The 15,171-nt window shown below is 73.1% G+C and carries 15 protein-coding genes and 1 pseudogene; 4 read left to right on the top strand and 12 right to left on the bottom strand.

Annotation, left to right across the window (positions count from 1 at the left end):
- The 10 genes from cysD to IE244_RS09900 form a co-directional block, all read right to left on the bottom strand.
- On the bottom strand, nt 1-936 hold the full coding sequence (cysD, locus tag IE244_RS09940) for a sulfate adenylyltransferase subunit CysD (RefSeq protein WP_191872583.1): 936 nt from the start codon (nt 934-936) through the stop codon (nt 1-3).
- The gene (gene cysC, locus IE244_RS09935) at nt 933-1,469 is read right to left on the bottom strand and encodes an adenylyl-sulfate kinase (protein ID WP_229854030.1); all 537 of its coding nucleotides are present in this window, start codon (nt 1,467-1,469) and stop codon (nt 933-935) included. The genes cysD and cysC overlap by 4 nt, the downstream gene beginning before the upstream one ends.
- Before the next feature lie 26 nt (nt 1,470-1,495).
- Nucleotides 1,496-2,215 carry a phosphoadenylyl-sulfate reductase gene (locus tag IE244_RS09930; RefSeq protein WP_191872581.1) on the bottom strand — a complete coding sequence of 240 codons (720 nt, stop codon included), beginning with the start codon at nt 2,213-2,215 and terminating at the stop codon, nt 1,496-1,498.
- Nucleotides 2,212-2,394, bottom strand: coding sequence for a hypothetical protein (locus IE244_RS09925; RefSeq protein WP_191872580.1), 183 nt, complete (start codon nt 2,392-2,394; stop codon nt 2,212-2,214). The genes IE244_RS09930 and IE244_RS09925 overlap by 4 nt, the downstream gene beginning before the upstream one ends.
- The gene (locus IE244_RS09920; protein WP_191872579.1) at nt 2,391-4,088 is read right to left on the bottom strand and encodes a nitrite/sulfite reductase; all 1,698 of its coding nucleotides are present in this window, start codon (nt 4,086-4,088) and stop codon (nt 2,391-2,393) included. The genes IE244_RS09925 and IE244_RS09920 overlap by 4 nt, the downstream gene beginning before the upstream one ends.
- Before the next feature lie 126 nt (nt 4,089-4,214).
- Nucleotides 4,215-4,298 (bottom strand): putative leader peptide, encoded by an 84-nt coding sequence (locus IE244_RS43125; protein ID WP_310739661.1) that lies wholly within the window; start codon nt 4,296-4,298, stop codon nt 4,215-4,217.
- Between the two features lie 151 nt (nt 4,299-4,449).
- On the bottom strand, nt 4,450-5,022 hold the full coding sequence (locus IE244_RS09915) for a GNAT family N-acetyltransferase (protein ID WP_191872578.1): 573 nt from the start codon (nt 5,020-5,022) through the stop codon (nt 4,450-4,452).
- A gap of 149 nt (nt 5,023-5,171) precedes the next feature.
- Complete coding sequence (locus IE244_RS09910) at nt 5,172-6,506, bottom strand: hypothetical protein (RefSeq protein WP_191872577.1); 1,335 nt, start codon at nt 6,504-6,506, stop codon at nt 5,172-5,174.
- Nucleotides 6,507-6,681: 175 nt separating this feature from the next.
- Nucleotides 6,682-7,968: a GAF domain-containing protein gene (locus IE244_RS09905; protein WP_191872915.1), complete on the bottom strand. Its 1,287-nt coding sequence runs from the start codon at nt 7,966-7,968 to the stop codon at nt 6,682-6,684.
- A gap of 335 nt (nt 7,969-8,303) precedes the next feature.
- Complete coding sequence (locus IE244_RS09900) at nt 8,304-9,941, bottom strand: acyl-CoA dehydrogenase family protein (protein ID WP_191872576.1); 1,638 nt, start codon at nt 9,939-9,941, stop codon at nt 8,304-8,306.
- Between the two features lie 154 nt (nt 9,942-10,095).
- Here IE244_RS09900 and IE244_RS09895 point away from each other — a divergent pair, with 154 nt between their 5' ends.
- Complete coding sequence (locus IE244_RS09895) at nt 10,096-11,277, top strand: YihY/virulence factor BrkB family protein (RefSeq protein ID WP_191872575.1); 1,182 nt, start codon at nt 10,096-10,098, stop codon at nt 11,275-11,277.
- Nucleotides 11,278-11,344: 67 nt separating this feature from the next.
- On the opposite strand, the pseudogene IE244_RS43380 reads toward IE244_RS09895, so the two are convergent.
- Nucleotides 11,345-11,543, bottom strand: a pseudogene (locus tag IE244_RS43380) (NmrA family transcriptional regulator); the annotation flags it as partial.
- An 81-nt stretch (nt 11,544-11,624) separates the two neighbouring features.
- On the opposite strand from IE244_RS43380, the gene IE244_RS09890 reads away from it, so the two are divergent.
- The 3 genes from IE244_RS09890 to IE244_RS09880 all read left to right on the top strand — a co-directional run bounded on the left by IE244_RS09890 (nt 11,625) and on the right by IE244_RS09880 (nt 14,653).
- The gene (locus tag IE244_RS09890; RefSeq protein ID WP_191872573.1) at nt 11,625-12,575 is read left to right on the top strand and encodes an AraC family transcriptional regulator; all 951 of its coding nucleotides are present in this window, start codon (nt 11,625-11,627) and stop codon (nt 12,573-12,575) included.
- A gap of 427 nt (nt 12,576-13,002) precedes the next feature.
- The gene (locus tag IE244_RS41825) at nt 13,003-13,956 is read left to right on the top strand and encodes a VC0807 family protein (protein ID WP_229854029.1); all 954 of its coding nucleotides are present in this window, start codon (nt 13,003-13,005) and stop codon (nt 13,954-13,956) included.
- Nucleotides 13,957-13,966: 10 nt separating this feature from the next.
- Nucleotides 13,967-14,653, top strand: coding sequence for a helix-turn-helix domain-containing protein (locus IE244_RS09880; protein WP_191872571.1), 687 nt, complete (start codon nt 13,967-13,969; stop codon nt 14,651-14,653).
- On the opposite strand, the gene IE244_RS09875 is transcribed toward IE244_RS09880, so the two are convergent.
- Nucleotides 14,636-15,037 carry a VOC family protein gene (locus tag IE244_RS09875; RefSeq protein WP_191872569.1) on the bottom strand — a complete coding sequence of 134 codons (402 nt, stop codon included), beginning with the start codon at nt 15,035-15,037 and terminating at the stop codon, nt 14,636-14,638. The two genes, IE244_RS09880 and IE244_RS09875, sit on opposite strands and share 18 nt — an antisense overlap.
- Nucleotides 15,038-15,171 lie beyond the last annotated feature (134 nt).

The following is a 15,171-nucleotide window of genomic DNA, read 5'->3' as shown; positions in this document are numbered from 1 at the left end:
CTAGAAGTACCCCTCGCGCTTGCGGTCTTCCATCGCGGCCTCGGACATCTTGTCGTCGGCGCGGGTCGCGCCCCGCTCGGTGAGCCGGGAGGCGGCGATCTCGGCGATCACGGCGTCCAGCGTGGTGGCCTCGGAGTCGACGGCGCCGGTGCAGGACATGTCACCGACGGTGCGGTAGCGCACGAGCCGCTTCTCGACACTCTCGTGGTCCTTCGGCCCGCCCCACTCCCCGGCGGTCAGCCACATGCCGCCCCGGGCGAACACCTCGCGCTCGTGGGCGAAGTAGATCTGCGGCAGCTCGATGCCCTCGCGGGCGATGTACTGCCAGACGTCCAGCTCGGTCCAGTTGGACAGCGGGAACACGCGGACGTGCTCACCGGCGGCGTGCCGGCCGTTGTACAGGTTCCACAGCTCGGGGCGCTGGCGGCGCGGGTCCCACTGGGAGAACTCGTCGCGCAGCGAGAACACCCGCTCCTTGGCGCGGGCCTTCTCCTCGTCCCGGCGCCCGCCTCCGAAGACCGCGTCGAACTTCTCGCTCTGGATCTTCTCCGTCAGCGGAAGCGTCTGCAGCGGGTTACGGGTGCCGTCGGGCCGTTCCTTGAGCACACCCCGGTCGATGTAGTCCTGGACGGAGGCCACATGGAGGCGCAGCCCATGTGCGGCGACCACACGGTCCCGGTACTCCAGCACCTCGGGAAAGTTGTGTCCCGTGTCCACATGCAGCAGCGAGAACGGCACGGAGGCCGGAGCGAAGGCCTTCAGCGCCAGGTGCAGCATGACGATGGAGTCCTTGCCACCGGAGAACAGGATCACCGGGTTCTCGAACTCGCCCGCCACCTCGCGGAAGATGTGCACGGCCTCGGACTCGAGGGCGTCCAGGTGGGAGAGGGCGTACGGGCTGTCCGTGCCGTCCTTCACCGTGGCGACCGTGGTCATGCCAGTCCCCTCTCGCTCAGCAGGGCGTACACGGACGCCGCGGACTCCTGCACCGTCTGGTTCTGGGACTCGATCCGCAGATCGGGCGTCTCGGGCTCCTCGTACGGGTCGTCGACCCCCGTCAGGCCCGACAGCTCACCCGCGGCCTGCTGGGCGTACAGCCCCTTCACATCGCGCACGCTGCACACCTCGACCGGGGTCGCCACATGGATCTCCACGTACGGCGTCCCGTTCTCCGCATGCCGCTTGCGCACCGCGTCCCGGCTGTCCGTGTACGGCGCGATCACCGGCACCAGCGCCTTGACCCCGTTGCGGGCCAGCAGTTCGGCGACGAAGCCGATGCGCTGCACGTTGGTGTGCCGGTCCTCGCGGGAAAAGCCGAGGCCCGCCGAGATGAACTCGCGGATCTCGTCGCCGTCGAGCACCTCGACGCGGTGGCCCTCGGCGCGCAGCCGGCCGGCCAGCTCGTACGCGATGGTGGTCTTGCCGGCGCTCGGCAGACCCGTGAGCCAGACGGTGGCTCCGGTCGTCACGTCGTTCTCCTGAATCCGATGGTTCGTCATCCGTGCAGCCCGCACTCGGTCTTGGCGCGGCCCGCCCAGCGACCGGCGCGTGCGTCCTCGCCCTCCAGCACCCGCCGGGTGCAGGGGGCGCAGCCGACGGAGGCGTAGCCGTCCATCAGCAACGGGTTGGTGAGGACGCCGTGTTCGGCGACATAGGCGTCCACGTCGTCCTGCGTCCAGCGGGCGATCGGGGAGATCTTCACCTTCCGCCGCTTCGCGTCCCAGCCGACGACCGGGGTGTTCGCCCGGGTCGGCGACTCGTCGCGGCGCAGTCCCGTCGCCCAGGCCTGATAGTCCTTCAGACCCTCCTCCAGCGGCTGCACCTTGCGCAGCCGGCAGCACAGGTCGGGGTCGCGGTCGTGCAGCTTCGGGCCGTACTCCGCGTCCTGTTCGGCGACCGTCTGCTTCGGCGTGAGGGTGATGACGTTGACGTCCATCACGGCCTCGACGGCGTCGCGGGTGCCGATGGTCTCCGGGAAGTGGTAGCCGGTGTCGAGGAAGACGACATCCAGGGCGGACTCGCCCCTGCGTACGCGGGAGGCGAGATGGGCGACGACGGCGTCCTCCATGGAGGACGTGACGCAGAACTTCGCACCGAAGGTGTCCACCGCCCACTGGAGGATCTCCAGCGCGGAGGCGTCCTCCAGCTCGCGGCCCGCCTGCTCGGCGAGTGACTTCAACTCCTCGGCGGTACGGCCTTCCTGAGCCGTCGTCATGTCGTTCGGTCCCCTCCGTCGTCGGCCCGCTGGAGCCCCTGGGCCAGCAGCCCCAGGAACTTCAGCTGGAAGGCGCGGTTGCACGCCCCGCATTCCCAGGTGCCGTGGCCCTGTTCGTGCGGCCGCAGGTCCTCGTCACCGCAGTAGGGGCAGTAGAAGGGCGCGGCCCGCTCGCTCACGACAGCGCCTCCTCGGAAGCGCGGGACGCCCAGACGGCGAACCGCTCGCCGTCCTCGCGCTCGGCCTGGAACCGCTTCAGCACCCGCTCGATGTAGTCGGGCAGCTCCTCCGCGGTGACCTTCAGGCCGCGCACCTTGCGGCCGAAGCCCGGCTCCAGGCCCAGCGCGCCGCCGAGGTGCACCTGGTAGCCCTCGACCTGTGCGCCCTGGTCGTTCAGGACCAGCTGGCCCTTGAGACCGATGTCCGCGACCTGGATACGGGCGCAGGCGTTCGGGCAGCCGTTGAGGTTGATGGTGAGCGGTTCGTCGAAGTCCGGCAGGCGGCGCTCCAGCTCGTCGATCAGCGTCGAGCCGCGCTGCTTGGTCTCGACGATGGCGAGCTTGCAGAACTCGATGCCGGTGCAGGCCATGGTGCCGCGCCGGAAGGTGGACGGCCGGGCGGTGAGGTCCAGCGCCTCCAGGCCCTCGACCAGCGAGTCGACCTGGTCCTGCTCGACGTCGAGGACGATCATCTTCTGCTCGACGGTGGTACGGACCCGGCCCGAGCCGTGCGCCTCGGCGAGGTCGGCGATCTTCGTCAGGGTGGCGCCGTCGACCCGGCCGACACGCGGCGCGAAACCGACGTAGAAACGGCCGTCCTTCTGCCGGTGCACACCGATGTGGTCGCGCCACCGCTGGACCGGCTGCTCGGGGGCGGGCCCGTCGACCAGCGTGCGCTTGAGGTACTCGTCCTCCAGCACCTGACGGAACTTCTCCGGGCCCCAGTCGGCGACGAGGAACTTCAGCCGGGCGCGGTTGCGCAGCCGGCGGTAGCCGTAGTCACGGAAGATCGAGATGACGCCCTCGTAGACGTCCGGGACCTCGTCGATCGGCACCCAGGCGCCCAGCCGCACACCGAGCTTGGGGTTGGTGGACAGTCCGCCGCCGACCCACACGTCGAAGCCGGGGCCGTGCTCGGGGTGCCGGACGCCGACGAACGCCACGTCGTTGATCTCGTGCACGACGTCCAGCACCGGCGAACCCGAGATGGCCGTCTTGAACTTGCGGGGGAGGTTCGAGTACGCCTTGTTGTTCAGGACGCGGCGCTTCATCTCCTCCAGCGCCGGAGTGCCGTCGATGATCTCGTCCTCGGCGATGCCCGCCACCGGAGAGCCGATCATCACACGCGGGGTGTCACCGCAGGCGGTGACGGTGGACAGGCCGACGCCCTCCAGCCGGTCCCAGATCTCGGGCACGTCCTCGATCCGGATCCAGTGGTACTGCACGTTCTGCCGGTCGGTGATGTCCGCGGTGCCGCGCGCGAACTCCTGGGAGATCTCGCCGATCACCCGCAGCTGCCGCGTGGTGAGCGCCCCGCCGTCGATCCGGACCCGGAGCATGAAGTAGCGGTCGTCCAGCTCCTCCGGCTCCAGCACCGCGGTCTTGCCGCCGTCGATCCCGGGCTTGCGCTGGGTGTACAGCCCCCACCAGCGCATCCGCCCGCGCAGGTCGCTGGGGTCGATCGAGTCGAACCCGCGCTTGGAGTAGATCGTCTCAATGCGTGTCCGCACATTGAGACCGTCGTCGTCCTTCTTGACCTGCTCGTTGCCGTTCAGCGGGGTGAAGTGACCCACCGCCCACTGACCCTCACCACGGTGACGGCTCACCTTGCGGCGGGGCGCGGAGGCGGCGGGGTTCGACGGAGTGGCGGCCATGGTTCTACGTCCTTCGGGACCGATGGGAATCAGCTCTGACCTGCACAGAAGCGCGCACGCGGGCAGGCGTGCGCGGCATTGCGCAAGGAGAATCAGGTACGGGGGTTCGCGGCGGTGCTGGGGCGGTCAGCTCGCCGGACAGATGGCGCTGGACATGCGGCCGAGGTCGACGTGCCGCCGACTCACCAAGGCAATTCCAGTTCCAGGCATGACGGAAGCGTGTCACGGCGATCTGGACACAGTCCAGCTTTATCCAAAATGCGGACACCCTTGTCCCGGAATGTGGGACAAGGGTGTCATCGCTCACATGTGCCGTCGGAGGCCTTGTCCCGGTGGGCCGGACGGGCTAACGGGCGTGTCGTCAGGCGGGATGCGCCCCGGGCCACGGCCCGGGCGCCGCCACCTCCGGCTCCAGCTCGACCTTGGTGTCGAACAGCTTGAAGCCGCGCCGCTGGTAGTTGTCCATGGCGAACTCGCCGTCCTTGCTGCAGGTGTGCAGCCACACCCGCTTGGTCGGCGTCCGGCCGGGCCACCGCTCGGCCAGGTCCCAGGCGCGGGCCGCACCGCACGACAGCAGATGCCCGCCGATGCGCCGGCCCCGGAAGGCCGGGACCAGACCGAAGTAGACGATCTCGACCACGCCCTCGTCCTGCGGGTCCAGCTCCACATAGCCGGCCGGGGTGCCCCGGTCGTAGGCCACCCAGGTCTCCACGCCCGGCCGCTCCAGGTGTTCCTGCCACCGGGCGTACGTCCAGCCCAGCCGGTCGGTCCAGCGGATGTCACCGCCGACCGAGGCGTACAGGAAGCGGCTGAACTCGGGCGAGGGGACCTCGGCGCGGACCACCCGCACCTCGCCCTCGGGTGCGGCGGCCGGCAGGAGATCGGCCGGCGAGGTCTGCTCCAGGGACCAGGTGGTGACAGGGACGCTGCTCATGCGGGCCAGGGAATCATCCCGCCGCCCGGTCTGTCGATCGCCCCCGTCACGCCGCGGCGGCCGTCTCTCCGGAGCGGACGCCTTCCCCCGGTCGCCACCTGCGGCGAGCCGTCACCCGCGTACCGCCCGGCCACCCCGCCGACGGCCGGTCACCCCAGCGACCGGTCCAGCTCCGCGAGGGGCACGGCGAAGAGCATCCGGTCCGACAGGGACCACACCTCGCCCGTCTCCTGCCCGTAGGACAGCGACCCCGCCGACTGCGCCCAGCAGCGGTGCGAGGCGTCCGCGCCGCAGTGCGGGGCCTTCGCCCCCGCGGAGTCCTGCCGCCACAGCCCGCCGTGCCCGTCCCGTGAACCGGGCAGATGTCCCACATACCAGGACGGCTGTGCCGCCCCGGGCCGCCGGTACGACAGCACGCCCCGGATTCCGGCCGCCCCGGTCCGGTACGCCTCCACCGCCTTCACCCGGCCCGCGCTATCCGTGGCGAGCAGTCCGCCGCGCGCGGGATCCGTGCTGAACGCGTACCGCCACAGCCGCGCGTTGCGGTCGCCGTCCGGCGCGGTCCACTCCGCGGCGACCAGGCTGTCGGGCGCCGTGCCCCGGTCGAGGGCGAGCGCGCCGGGACAGGGCGGGCCCAAGGGTGAGCAGCGGCCCGCGGCGAAGCGGTACGAGCCGACCGCGGGCATCACATACCGGTAGCCGTCGGCGGACCAGCCGCCAGGCACCCGGCCGATCGCGGGCCCGTCGACGCTGGTGCGCTGGATCCGGTCGAGGTCGTAGACGTACAGCGCGTCGGCGCCGCCACTCCTCGCGGTGACCAGCAGCTTGTCCCGGTACCAGGCCATCCCGGATATCCCGGAGGCCAGACCCCGGTAGTCACGGCCGCCGTCGACCGGCACCACCAGCAGCACCCAGCGGTAGGCGAGGCGGGCCGGGTCGTCGGCGTTCACGAAGGCGACCCTGGCCAGGCCCCGTTCGTCGGCGCGGCCGGTGGCGGTGCTGTGGGTCCAGCCGGCGAGGAGGGCCCGGTGGGTGCCCCGGACGCCGTCGTCGTCCGTGTCCCCGGGCGTGGTCACCGACGCCGGTCGCCAGGCCGTGCCGGCGGCGTCGGCCGGATCCCAGCAGTAGGCGCGCGTGGCGGCCGGGGCGACCGGCAGGGACGCGCGGTCGGCGGAGGAGCAGTCGGCGGACTCGCGCATCCCGTGGTCGGCGCTCGCGAGGACGGTGTCCGCCCCGACCGGCCGGCCCATCGCGGCCGACAGCCGGTTCAGCGTACGGGCGGGGACCAACCGCTCCTGGAGCCGGAGCGGGCCGGTCTGCGCCGGGGAGGAGAGCGGCTTGAGCGTGCCGGGGCTGTCGGTGACGTCCGCCTGGGACACGCTGATCAGGGTGGCGGCCCCGGTGAGCGCCAGCGCGGTCCCGGTCAGGACCGCGCGCAGGGCGGCGCCCCGTCTACGCCGGCGATGTCTGCCGCGATGCTTCATCTCGTCCCCTCTCCCAGGGCCCCCGTCGCCGCCGGGACGCGCCGGCCGATGACGGCCAACTGCGCCTGATGATCCGTACGTTGACGCAAGAAGCAGCCGGGGAGGCCCGTAAGGGATGCTACGGCAGTAACGGCCCGCGCAGGGCGAAGACCCCGCACATGGGCGGAAGACACGCTCATCGAGCCGCGGGACCGCCGCCCCGCGAAACCGCCCGGCTCCGCGTGATCGCCGGTGCCGTCGAGGAAGGCAGCAGGTCACGGGGGTCGTCCGGGAGCAGTACCTCGATCTCCGCGTCGTCGCGAAAACGATACGGCCGGTGCTGGAGAAGTTCCCCGGAATACCGCCGGATCCGGGACATCTCAGCCCGTACCGTCACCGTGCGTGAGGGATCCCCGAACAGATCCCCGGCCAGCTCCGCCGCGCCGCGCCCGGAGCGGTGGGCCGTGAGCAGATACAGCAACTCGGCGTGCCGAGGGCTGAGTTCACGCGACCAGGACCCCGCGGATCCGGAGACCGTCAGGGTGGGGCGGCCCGGCCTGGCCAGGTCCAGCGCGATCCGCGTGGTGGTGCCGAGCGGTTCCTCGGTCACCCGCAGCAACCAGCCCCCGGCCAGCGGCTCCACCGCGCACGGACCCAGCGACGGCAGCCACCTGCGGCCCGGCGCCAGCGACTTGGGCAGCGCGACACGCCGCACGTACGGCATCCCCGACACCGCGGCCGTCCAGCCGTCCCGGTCCACCGCCAGCGCCCGCCCGTCCAGCCGGGCCAGCACCGGGGCGGCCACCGACCGCAGCCGCTCCAGCGCGTACAGATGCAGCTCCCGCAGCCGCGCCTCGGCCAGCTTGGCCACCGAGTCCACCCAGGCGAGGGTCGCCGGATGCATGGTCTCCAGCGGGCCGCTGACGTCCACCACACCGATCAGCCGGCCGTCCCTGGGGTCGGTGATCGGCGCGCCCGTACAGGTCCACGAGCTGTGCGAGCGGACGAAGTGCTCGGCGGCGAAGACCTGGACGGGCCGTCGTACGACCGCCGGAGTGCCCACCCCGTTGGTACCGACGACGTCTTCCCGCCAGTCCGCGCCCAGTTCGAAGCCGAGGCCGTCCGCCTTGCGCAGCACCGGCGGGGCCCCCTCCCGCCACAGCACACGCCCGTCCGCGTCCGCGACGACCATGATGTGCTGGGCGACGTCGGCGACCGAAAGCAGACCCTCACGGAGCACCGGCAGGACATGCCTGAGCGGTGACTCCTCGCGCCGGCGCCGCACTTCGTCGGAGGACAGGAGCCCGGATCTGAAGTCGCGGTCGGGATCGACACCGCTGCGCAGCATGCGGCCCCAGGACTGTTCGATCACCGGCCGGGGTGCGATCCTCGCACGTTGACCGGAAAGAGTGGCGTCACGTACCTCGCTCAGCAGCCGCGCCGCCTGTGGCGCGTCCACGGCGGCCAGGCGCGCCACGTTCATCGGCGGGTTCACCACGGAGGTCCTCCCGGAAGGGCGTCGAACAAAGTTGTCAAGCGGTCCGGGCGGCGGTTTCCGGCCCGGCTGTGCCTCTCATACTGCCGCTCCGAGCAGGCCGGAGGCACACACTCCGCGCACGTGCCCCCGCAAGTTGCAACCCCCTGCAACCCTGGTGGACGGCCAAAGAGTGGCCGAGACTTGTCGCGACCGCGGGCTCCTTGTGGCCCAGGTGGTGGGGGTGGTGCCGTGTCGGCGCAGCATCACCCCTGCCGGGGTTCGGCCGACCGCGCGGATGCGGTGTGCCGACGGTCCTCGGCAGAGGACGGCGCGGCCCGTGGTCAGGAAACCGGGCGGGCCCGTTCCACAACAGCTTCGAGGTCCAGGCTCGTCGGCAGGGTACCGAACGACGCGCCGCGGTCACCGCCCAGCCGCGAGGCGCAGAAGGCGTCCGCCACCTCCGGCGGGGCGAAGCGGGCCAGCAGGGAGCCCTGGAGGACCAGCGCGAGGCGTTCCACCAGGCGGCGGGCCCGGCCCTCGATGTCGCTCAGGTCGGCGAGTTCGGTGAAGAGGTCCTTCACCGCGCGGTCGAGGCGGTGGTCGGCGCCGTGCGCCCGGCCTATCTCGGTCAGGCAGGCGTCCAGCGCGCCCGGCTCCCGCTGCAGCGCGCGGAGCACGTCCAGCGCCTGGACGTTTCCGGCGCCCTCCCAGACGGAGTTCAGCGGCGACTCCCGTACCAGCCGGGGCAGGCCCGACTCCTCGACGTAACCGTTTCCGCCCAGGCACTCCGCGGCCTCGACCGCAACGGGCGCACAGCGCTTGGTGATCCAGTACTTGGCGGCCGGCACCGCCAGCCGCAGGAAGGCCCGTTCCTGGTCACCGCCGTCGTCGTACGCGGCCGCGAGCCGCAGGGTGAGCGCGGTCGCGGCCTCGGACTCCAGCGCGAGGTCGGCGAGGACGTTGCGCATCAGCGGCTTGTCGAGCAGCCGGCCGCCGAAGGCCTCCCGGTGGGCGCAGTGGTGGACCGCCTGCGCCACCGCCTGCCGCATCAGCCCGGCCGAGCCCAGCGCGCAGTCCAGCCGGGTCGCCGCGACCATCTCGATGATCGTCCGCACCCCGCGTCCCTCCTCGCCGACCCGGCGGGCCCAGGTGCCGGCGAACTCCACCTCGGCGGAGGCGTTGGAGCGGTTGCCCAGCTTGTCCTTCAGCCGCTGGAGGAGGAAGACGTTGCGGGTGCCGTCCGGCAGGACGCGCGGAACCAGGAAGCAGGTGAGACCCTCCGGGGCCTGGGCGAGCACGAGGAACGCGTCCGACATGGGCGCCGAGCAGAACCACTTGTGCCCGGTCAGCGCGTACGCGCCGGCCTCGGCGAGCGGCCGGGCCTCGGTGGTGTTCGCGCGGACGTCGCTGCCGCCCTGCTTCTCCGTCATGGCCATGCCGAAGAGCGCGCCGGACTTCCGCGCGGCGGGCCGCAGCTCCCGGTCGTAGATCGTGGACGTCAGCCGCGGCTCCCACTCGGTGGCGAGCACCAGATCGGTGCGCAGCACGGGCACGGCCGCGTGCGTCATCGACAGCGGACAGCAGTTGCCCGCCTCCGCCTGCGTCCAGAGCAGGAACCCGGCGGCCCGGCGGACATGCCCCGACGGCCGGGTCCAGGCGCCGGTCAGACCCGCCGAGACGCCCTTGCCGAGCAGCCGGTGCCAGGCCGGGTGGAAGTCGACCTCGTCGATCCGGTGGCCGTACCGGTCGTGGGTGCGCAGCCGGGGCGGGTGCTCGTTCGCCTGCGCCCCCCACTCCTGCACCTGGGCCGAGCCCGCGGCGCGGCCCAGCGCGGACAGCTCGGCGCGCACCTCGTCGAGCACGTCCGGCCCGGTGTACCGCTCGACGGCCGCCACGAGGGCCCGGTCGGCGGTGAAGAGGTCGTAGCCGACCAGCGGAGGCGGCTGGTTCGTCACGGTGTGGGTGGAGGTGCCTGCCATGCTTGCGAACCTACCCGGGACGGCGGCGGTGATGGCGTCCAGAGTGGCACAGCGGCACCGCCCGGCGCGCAGGAAGGGGCCACCCGGCCGGGAACCGGTCGATCACCTGCCCCGGAAGGTGAGGGCGGTCCGCCGCTGCGGATACCTTTGGGTCGTGCAGCCAGCCAGTGAACCCCCCGAGCGGCCCGCCGGTCGCCTCCACCGGGCCAGAGCCCTCTACCGGAACGTCTCCAAGCGCAGGACCGCCTGGCTGCTGCTCAAGGACACCGTCAACTCCTGTATGGAGTACCGCATCCTGGGCCTGGCGGCCGAGGCGGCGTTCTTCACGCTGCTGTCCGTGCCCCCGCTGCTGCTCTGCCTCATCGGGCTGCTCGCCTACGTCGACACCTGGACCGGCGCCCACACCATCCGCAGCCTGGAGAACAACATCCTCGACGCCTCGCGGACGGTCCTGTCCGACAAGGGCGTGAAGGAGATCACCCAGCCGATCCTGCACGACGTGATGCGGGGGCGGCCCGACGTCATCTCCATCGGCTTCGTCTTCGCCCTGTGGTCCGGCTCCCGCGCGGTGAACGTCTTCATCGACACCATCACCGTGATGTACGGCCTCGACGGCGTCCGGGGCATCGTCAAGACCCGGATGATGTCGTTCCTGCTGTTCATCGTGGCGCTGCTGATCGGCTCGGTGGCACTGCCGCTGATGGTGGCGGGCCCGGACGCCGTGGTGCGGGTGGTGCCTTGGTCGGAGACGGTCGTACAGGTCCTGTACTGGCCGGTCGTCATCGTCCTGTGCGTCGTCTTCCTGACGACCCTGTACCACGTCTCCGTGCCGGTGCGCTCCCCGTGGATCGAGGACGTCCCCGGCGCCCTCGTCGCCCTCGCCATGTGGGTCCTCGGCAGCTTCCTGCTGCGGATCTACCTCGTGCACACCATCGAGGGCGCCACCATCTACGGCTCACTCGCCGCCTCCGTCGCCGTCCTGCTGTGGATCGGGGTGGCGGCCTTCGCCGTCCTCGTCGGCGCGGCCGTGAACGCCGCCATCGACCGGGTCTGGCCCGCCGCCGCCACGGCCGCCGCCCGTGCGGCCAACGAGCGGATGAGGGAGGCCCAGGTCGCCGAGTACGTCGCCTGGGCGGCGGCCCGCGAGGCCGACCCCGACGACCCCGACATGCCCTCCGAGTTCCCCGAGCGCTGGTCCCGCTTCCTGCCCCCGGAGGACGTCACGGCCCGCCTGCGTACCCACGCCAGGCACCCCCACCACGCCCACAAGACCGACGGCCGGCACCCGCACGAAGGGGCCCACGGGGACGAGGGGCCGGCACACCCGGAGAAGTGACCGGGCGTGCCGCGGATCCGCCGGGCGCCGGCCGGCCCCCGCACGCCAGGGGAGGTCGACTCCCCCGCCAGTCGAAACCCCGCGCGGGAGGCGGCGCGGACCGTCAGTCCCGCAGCGCGTGCCGCCGCCACGACCCGGCTGCCGGTACGGCCGGACGCGCCGGTCACCACCACCGTCGCCCGTGCCGCGTCCGTGGCGGGCCGCTCGGTGCCCGCGTACTCCGTCGCCGTGTCTGTCCGCCGTGTGATTCGCGTCCGCTGCGTCATGCCCGCCAGTCAACTGCCGGGCCGGGCCGGGCCACATCGTCGAACCGCTCGCCCCCGTATGCGTGCGTCTACGCTGCCCCCATGGACGCACTCGCAGGTCTGCTGGACGGTCCGCGGGCGCACGGCGCCTTCATGATCCGGGCCTGCTTCGACCCGCCGTGGGCCGTGCGCGTGCAGGACGAGGCGCCGCTGACCGTGATGGTCATGGCGCGCGGCACCGCCTGCGTCACCCCGGACGCGGACGGCGTGCCGGTGCGGCTCGGCCCCGGAGACCTGGCGATCGCCCGCGGCCCGGACCCCTACACCTGCGGCGACCGGCCGGACACCGCGCCGCAGGCGCTGATCCTGCCCGGCGGTGAGTGCCGTTACCCCGACGGCACCTCGCTGAACGGCTCCATGGACCTCGGGGTGCGCACCTGGGGCGACCGCCCCGACGCCGCCACGGTGATGCTGATCGGCACCTACCTGATGCGCGGCGAGATCAGCGGGCGGCTGCTCGCCGCCCTGCCGCCCCTGCTGACCCTTCCCGCCGGGGTGTGGGCCTGCCCGCTCACACCCCTGCTGGCCGAGGAGATCGTCCGCGACGAACCCGGCCAGGAGGTGGTCCTGGACCGCCTCCTGGACCTGCTGCTGATCAGCGCGCTGCGGGCCTGGTTCTCCCGCCCGGAGGCGGCGGCCCCCGCCTGGTACCGGGCCCTGGCCGACCCGGTCGTCGGCCGCGTGCTGCGCCTGCTGCAGGACGACCCGGCGCACCCGTGGACGGTGGCCGCGCTGGCCGCCAAGACCGGGGTCTCCCGTGCCGCCCTGGCCCGCCGCTTCACCGGCCTCGTGGGCGAACCCCCGATGTCCTACCTGACCGGCTGGCGGCTCGCCCTCGCCGCGGACCGGCTGCGCGACAGCGACCTCACCCTCGACAGCATCGCCCGCCAGGTCGGCTACGGCGGTGCGTTCGCCCTCTCCACCGCCTTCAAGCGCGTGTACGGCGTGAGCCCGCAGGAACACCGGGCGGGCCACGGCGGGGGCCGGCCCTGAGGGAGGCGACACCGGTCTCCACCCAGTGAGTGAGCCCGTGTTCCACCCGCTTTCCACCCGGCTCTCCACCCGCGCTCCGATCCGCCCGGGGCGGTTGCTCACCTAGCGTTTTTCCGCGGGCCGTCGCCGTCCGGCACCAGCCTCCCGCGTGGATTCGCACAGGGAGCGAGGGAGCGAGGGGGCGGAGGGCACGGCGCCGAACCGGCACGCCCCAGGACGCGAGCGGGGAGGCGAAGGCATGGCGCGAGGCACGGAGGCGAAGGGCGCGGGGGAGGTCAGGGAGGTGGCGGGCCCGGCGGGGGACAGGGAGTCGGCGGGTGTGGCCGGCGCGGCTTTGAGCGGGGAGGCGGAGGGCGTGACGGGAGTCAGGGAGGTGGCCGACGTGGCTTCGGGCAGGGAGTCGGCGGGTGTCAGGGAGGTGGCTGGCATGGCTTTGGGCAGGGAGCCGGCGGGCGTGGCGCCGGGCGGGGAGGCGGAGGGCGTGGCGCGAGGCGCGGCGGCCGGCGTGGCGCCGGGCCAGCGGGCGGAGGGTGGGATGGGCGGGGCGGACACGACGGGCCGCGGGTGGCGGTCGCGCACGGGTACGGGGACGGGGGCGAGGACGGACGGGCCGGCCCGTGGCCCGCTGCTCTCGGTCGCCGCCGACATCGTCCTGCCGCTCCTCGTCTACTACGCGGCACGCGCCCTCGGCGCCGGCCAGGGCCCCGCCCTGCTGCTCAGCGGTGCGCCGCCAGCCCTGCGCCTGGTGACCGGCGCGGTGCGCCGGCGCCGCATCGACGGCGTGGACCTGTTCTTCACGGTGCTGCTGGCCGCCGCCGCGCTGACCAGCCTGATCGGTGGCAGCACACGGGTCCTGCTGTTCAAGGACGCGGCGCTGTCCCTGGTGGTCGGCGGCTGGGTGCTCGGCACCGGCTTCACCGGCAGGCCGCTGGCCTTCCAGCTGGGACAGCGCCTGCACCGTGGCCCGGCGGCCCGGACACGGGCGGGGATGTGGCAGGACTCCGCCGAGTTCCGCCGGGCTCTGCGCGCCCTGACCATGGTCTGGGGTGCCGAACAACTGCTCGACGGCGGTGTCGGCACGCTCGCCGCCGCCACGCTGCCCACCGACGTGGTGCCCCTGCTGGCCCGCGTCCTCTCGCTCCTGCTGCTCGCCGTGGCCGCCGCGGTCACCGCCGCGTACGCCCGCCGTTTCCGCACCCGGCACGGCCTCCCGCTGTTCGGCGCCCCCGGCACCGCGAGCGGCGCCGGGGATCCGGCCGAGGCACGGCGGACGGCGGCGAACGGCGCCCTGCGCATACCGCCGTCCGCAGCGGCCTCCGGCCCGGCATCCGGTCCGCGCGGGCGGTCGCGGGCCCGGCGCCGGGCGTCGTCGGCGACGTAGGCTGGCGCCCGTGTACGCGGAGCGAGCGTCCCGGCTGACCGGCGCGGTCGTGTGGACGAACACCCCGGAGGGGGCCGGTGGCGGCCCCGTTCTGCCCGACGGCTGCATGGACCTGCTGTGGAGCGAGGGCCGGCTGCTGGTCGCGGGTCCCGACACCCGCCCCTACGTCCCCGAGGGCGCACCCCGCTTCTGGGCAGGCGTCCGCTTCTTCCCCGGCACCGCGCCCGCCCTGCTCGGCGTGCCCGCGCACGAACTGCGCGATCTGCGGGTGGAGTTGGCGGACCTGTGGCCCGCCTCCCGGGTCCGGAGGCTGCGCGACCGCGTCGAGGCGGCGCCCGACCCGGCGACGGCACTGGAGGACATCGCCCTGGAGCGGGCCGAGCGCACCACGGCCCCCGACCCGCTGCTGCACCGGCTGGTGGAGCGCCTGGGCGAGGGCCGCCCGGTGGCCGCCACGGCCGCCGGACTCGGCATCGGTACCCGCGCACTGCACCGCCGCTGCCTGGGCGCGTTCGGCTACGGCCCCAAGACCCTGGCCCGCATCCTGCGGCTGCAGCGGGCGCTGGCGCTGGCCCGCGCCGGGACGCCGTACGCCGAGACGGCGGTCCGCGCGGGCTACGCGGACCAGCCTCATCTCGCGCGCGAGGTACGGGCGTTGGCGGGCATGCCGCTCGGGCAGCTACTCGCTGGCGGGTAGCGGCGCGAACAGGTCGACGCCGTTGCCGTCGGGGTCGTGCACGGTGGCGTAGCGCTGCCCCCAGAACGCGTCCCACGGCTTCAGCTCGCCGTGGTGTCCGGCGGCCACCAGTTCCTCGTACCGGACGTCCACCTCGGCGGGTGAGCCGCACCGGAAGGCGAGCCCCACGCGCCCGTGGCCCTGGGGCGGCCGCCAGCCGGGGTAGAAGGAGCGGACGGTCTTCTCGGTGTCGAGGGCGAAGACCAGGCCGCCGGGCAGCCCGGCCTCGACGTGCGGCTGCTCCTCGGATCCCTCGGGAAAGACGAGTCCGAGGCGACGGTAGAAGGCGAGCGAGGCAGCCATGTCGGAAGTCACCACGCCGATCAGTGCGAACTGTGCAGTCATGCCGTGACCGTAGGCGCGGGCGGACAGCCCGGTCTTGAAGGAATCGGACACCCGAGCGCCCCGAAAAGGCGTTGCGCGGCGGCCGGACCGGCGGGGAGGATCCCGCTGGTCGGCGCCGGGGGAGTGGCTGTTGG

It is taken from the genome of Streptomyces filipinensis (assembly GCF_014649495.1).
Lineage (GTDB): Bacteria > Actinomycetota > Actinomycetes > Streptomycetales > Streptomycetaceae > Streptomyces > Streptomyces filipinensis.
Note: the sequence above shows the minus strand (reverse complement) of the source record. Positions and strands in the feature narration are given on the sequence as shown.

Bases quoted from the DNA above. Each gene is read 5' to 3' on its own strand.
- cysD (WP_191872583.1), bottom strand. From the start codon at position 936: ATGACCACGGTCGCCACGGTGAAGGACGGCACGGACAGCCCGTACGCC.
- IE244_RS09930 (WP_191872581.1), bottom strand. From the start codon at position 2,215: ATGACGACGGCTCAGGAAGGCCGTACCGCCGAGGAGTTGAAGTCACTC.
- IE244_RS09920 (WP_191872579.1), bottom strand. From the start codon at position 4,088: ATGGCCGCCACTCCGTCGAACCCCGCCGCCTCCGCGCCCCGCCGCAAG.
- IE244_RS43125 (WP_310739661.1), bottom strand. From the start codon at position 4,298: ATGCCTGGAACTGGAATTGCCTTGGTGAGTCGGCGGCACGTCGACCTC.
- IE244_RS09915 (WP_191872578.1), bottom strand. From the start codon at position 5,022: ATGAGCAGCGTCCCTGTCACCACCTGGTCCCTGGAGCAGACCTCGCCG.
- IE244_RS09910 (WP_191872577.1), bottom strand. From the start codon at position 6,506: ATGAAGCATCGCGGCAGACATCGCCGGCGTAGACGGGGCGCCGCCCTG.
- IE244_RS09905 (WP_191872915.1), bottom strand. From the start codon at position 7,968: ATGAACGTGGCGCGCCTGGCCGCCGTGGACGCGCCACAGGCGGCGCGG.
- IE244_RS09900 (WP_191872576.1), bottom strand. From the start codon at position 9,941: ATGGCAGGCACCTCCACCCACACCGTGACGAACCAGCCGCCTCCGCTG.
- IE244_RS09890 (WP_191872573.1), top strand. From the start codon at position 11,625: ATGGACGCACTCGCAGGTCTGCTGGACGGTCCGCGGGCGCACGGCGCC.
- IE244_RS41825 (WP_229854029.1), top strand. From the start codon at position 13,003: ATGGCTTTGGGCAGGGAGCCGGCGGGCGTGGCGCCGGGCGGGGAGGCG.
- IE244_RS09875 (WP_191872569.1), bottom strand. From the start codon at position 15,037: ATGACTGCACAGTTCGCACTGATCGGCGTGGTGACTTCCGACATGGCT.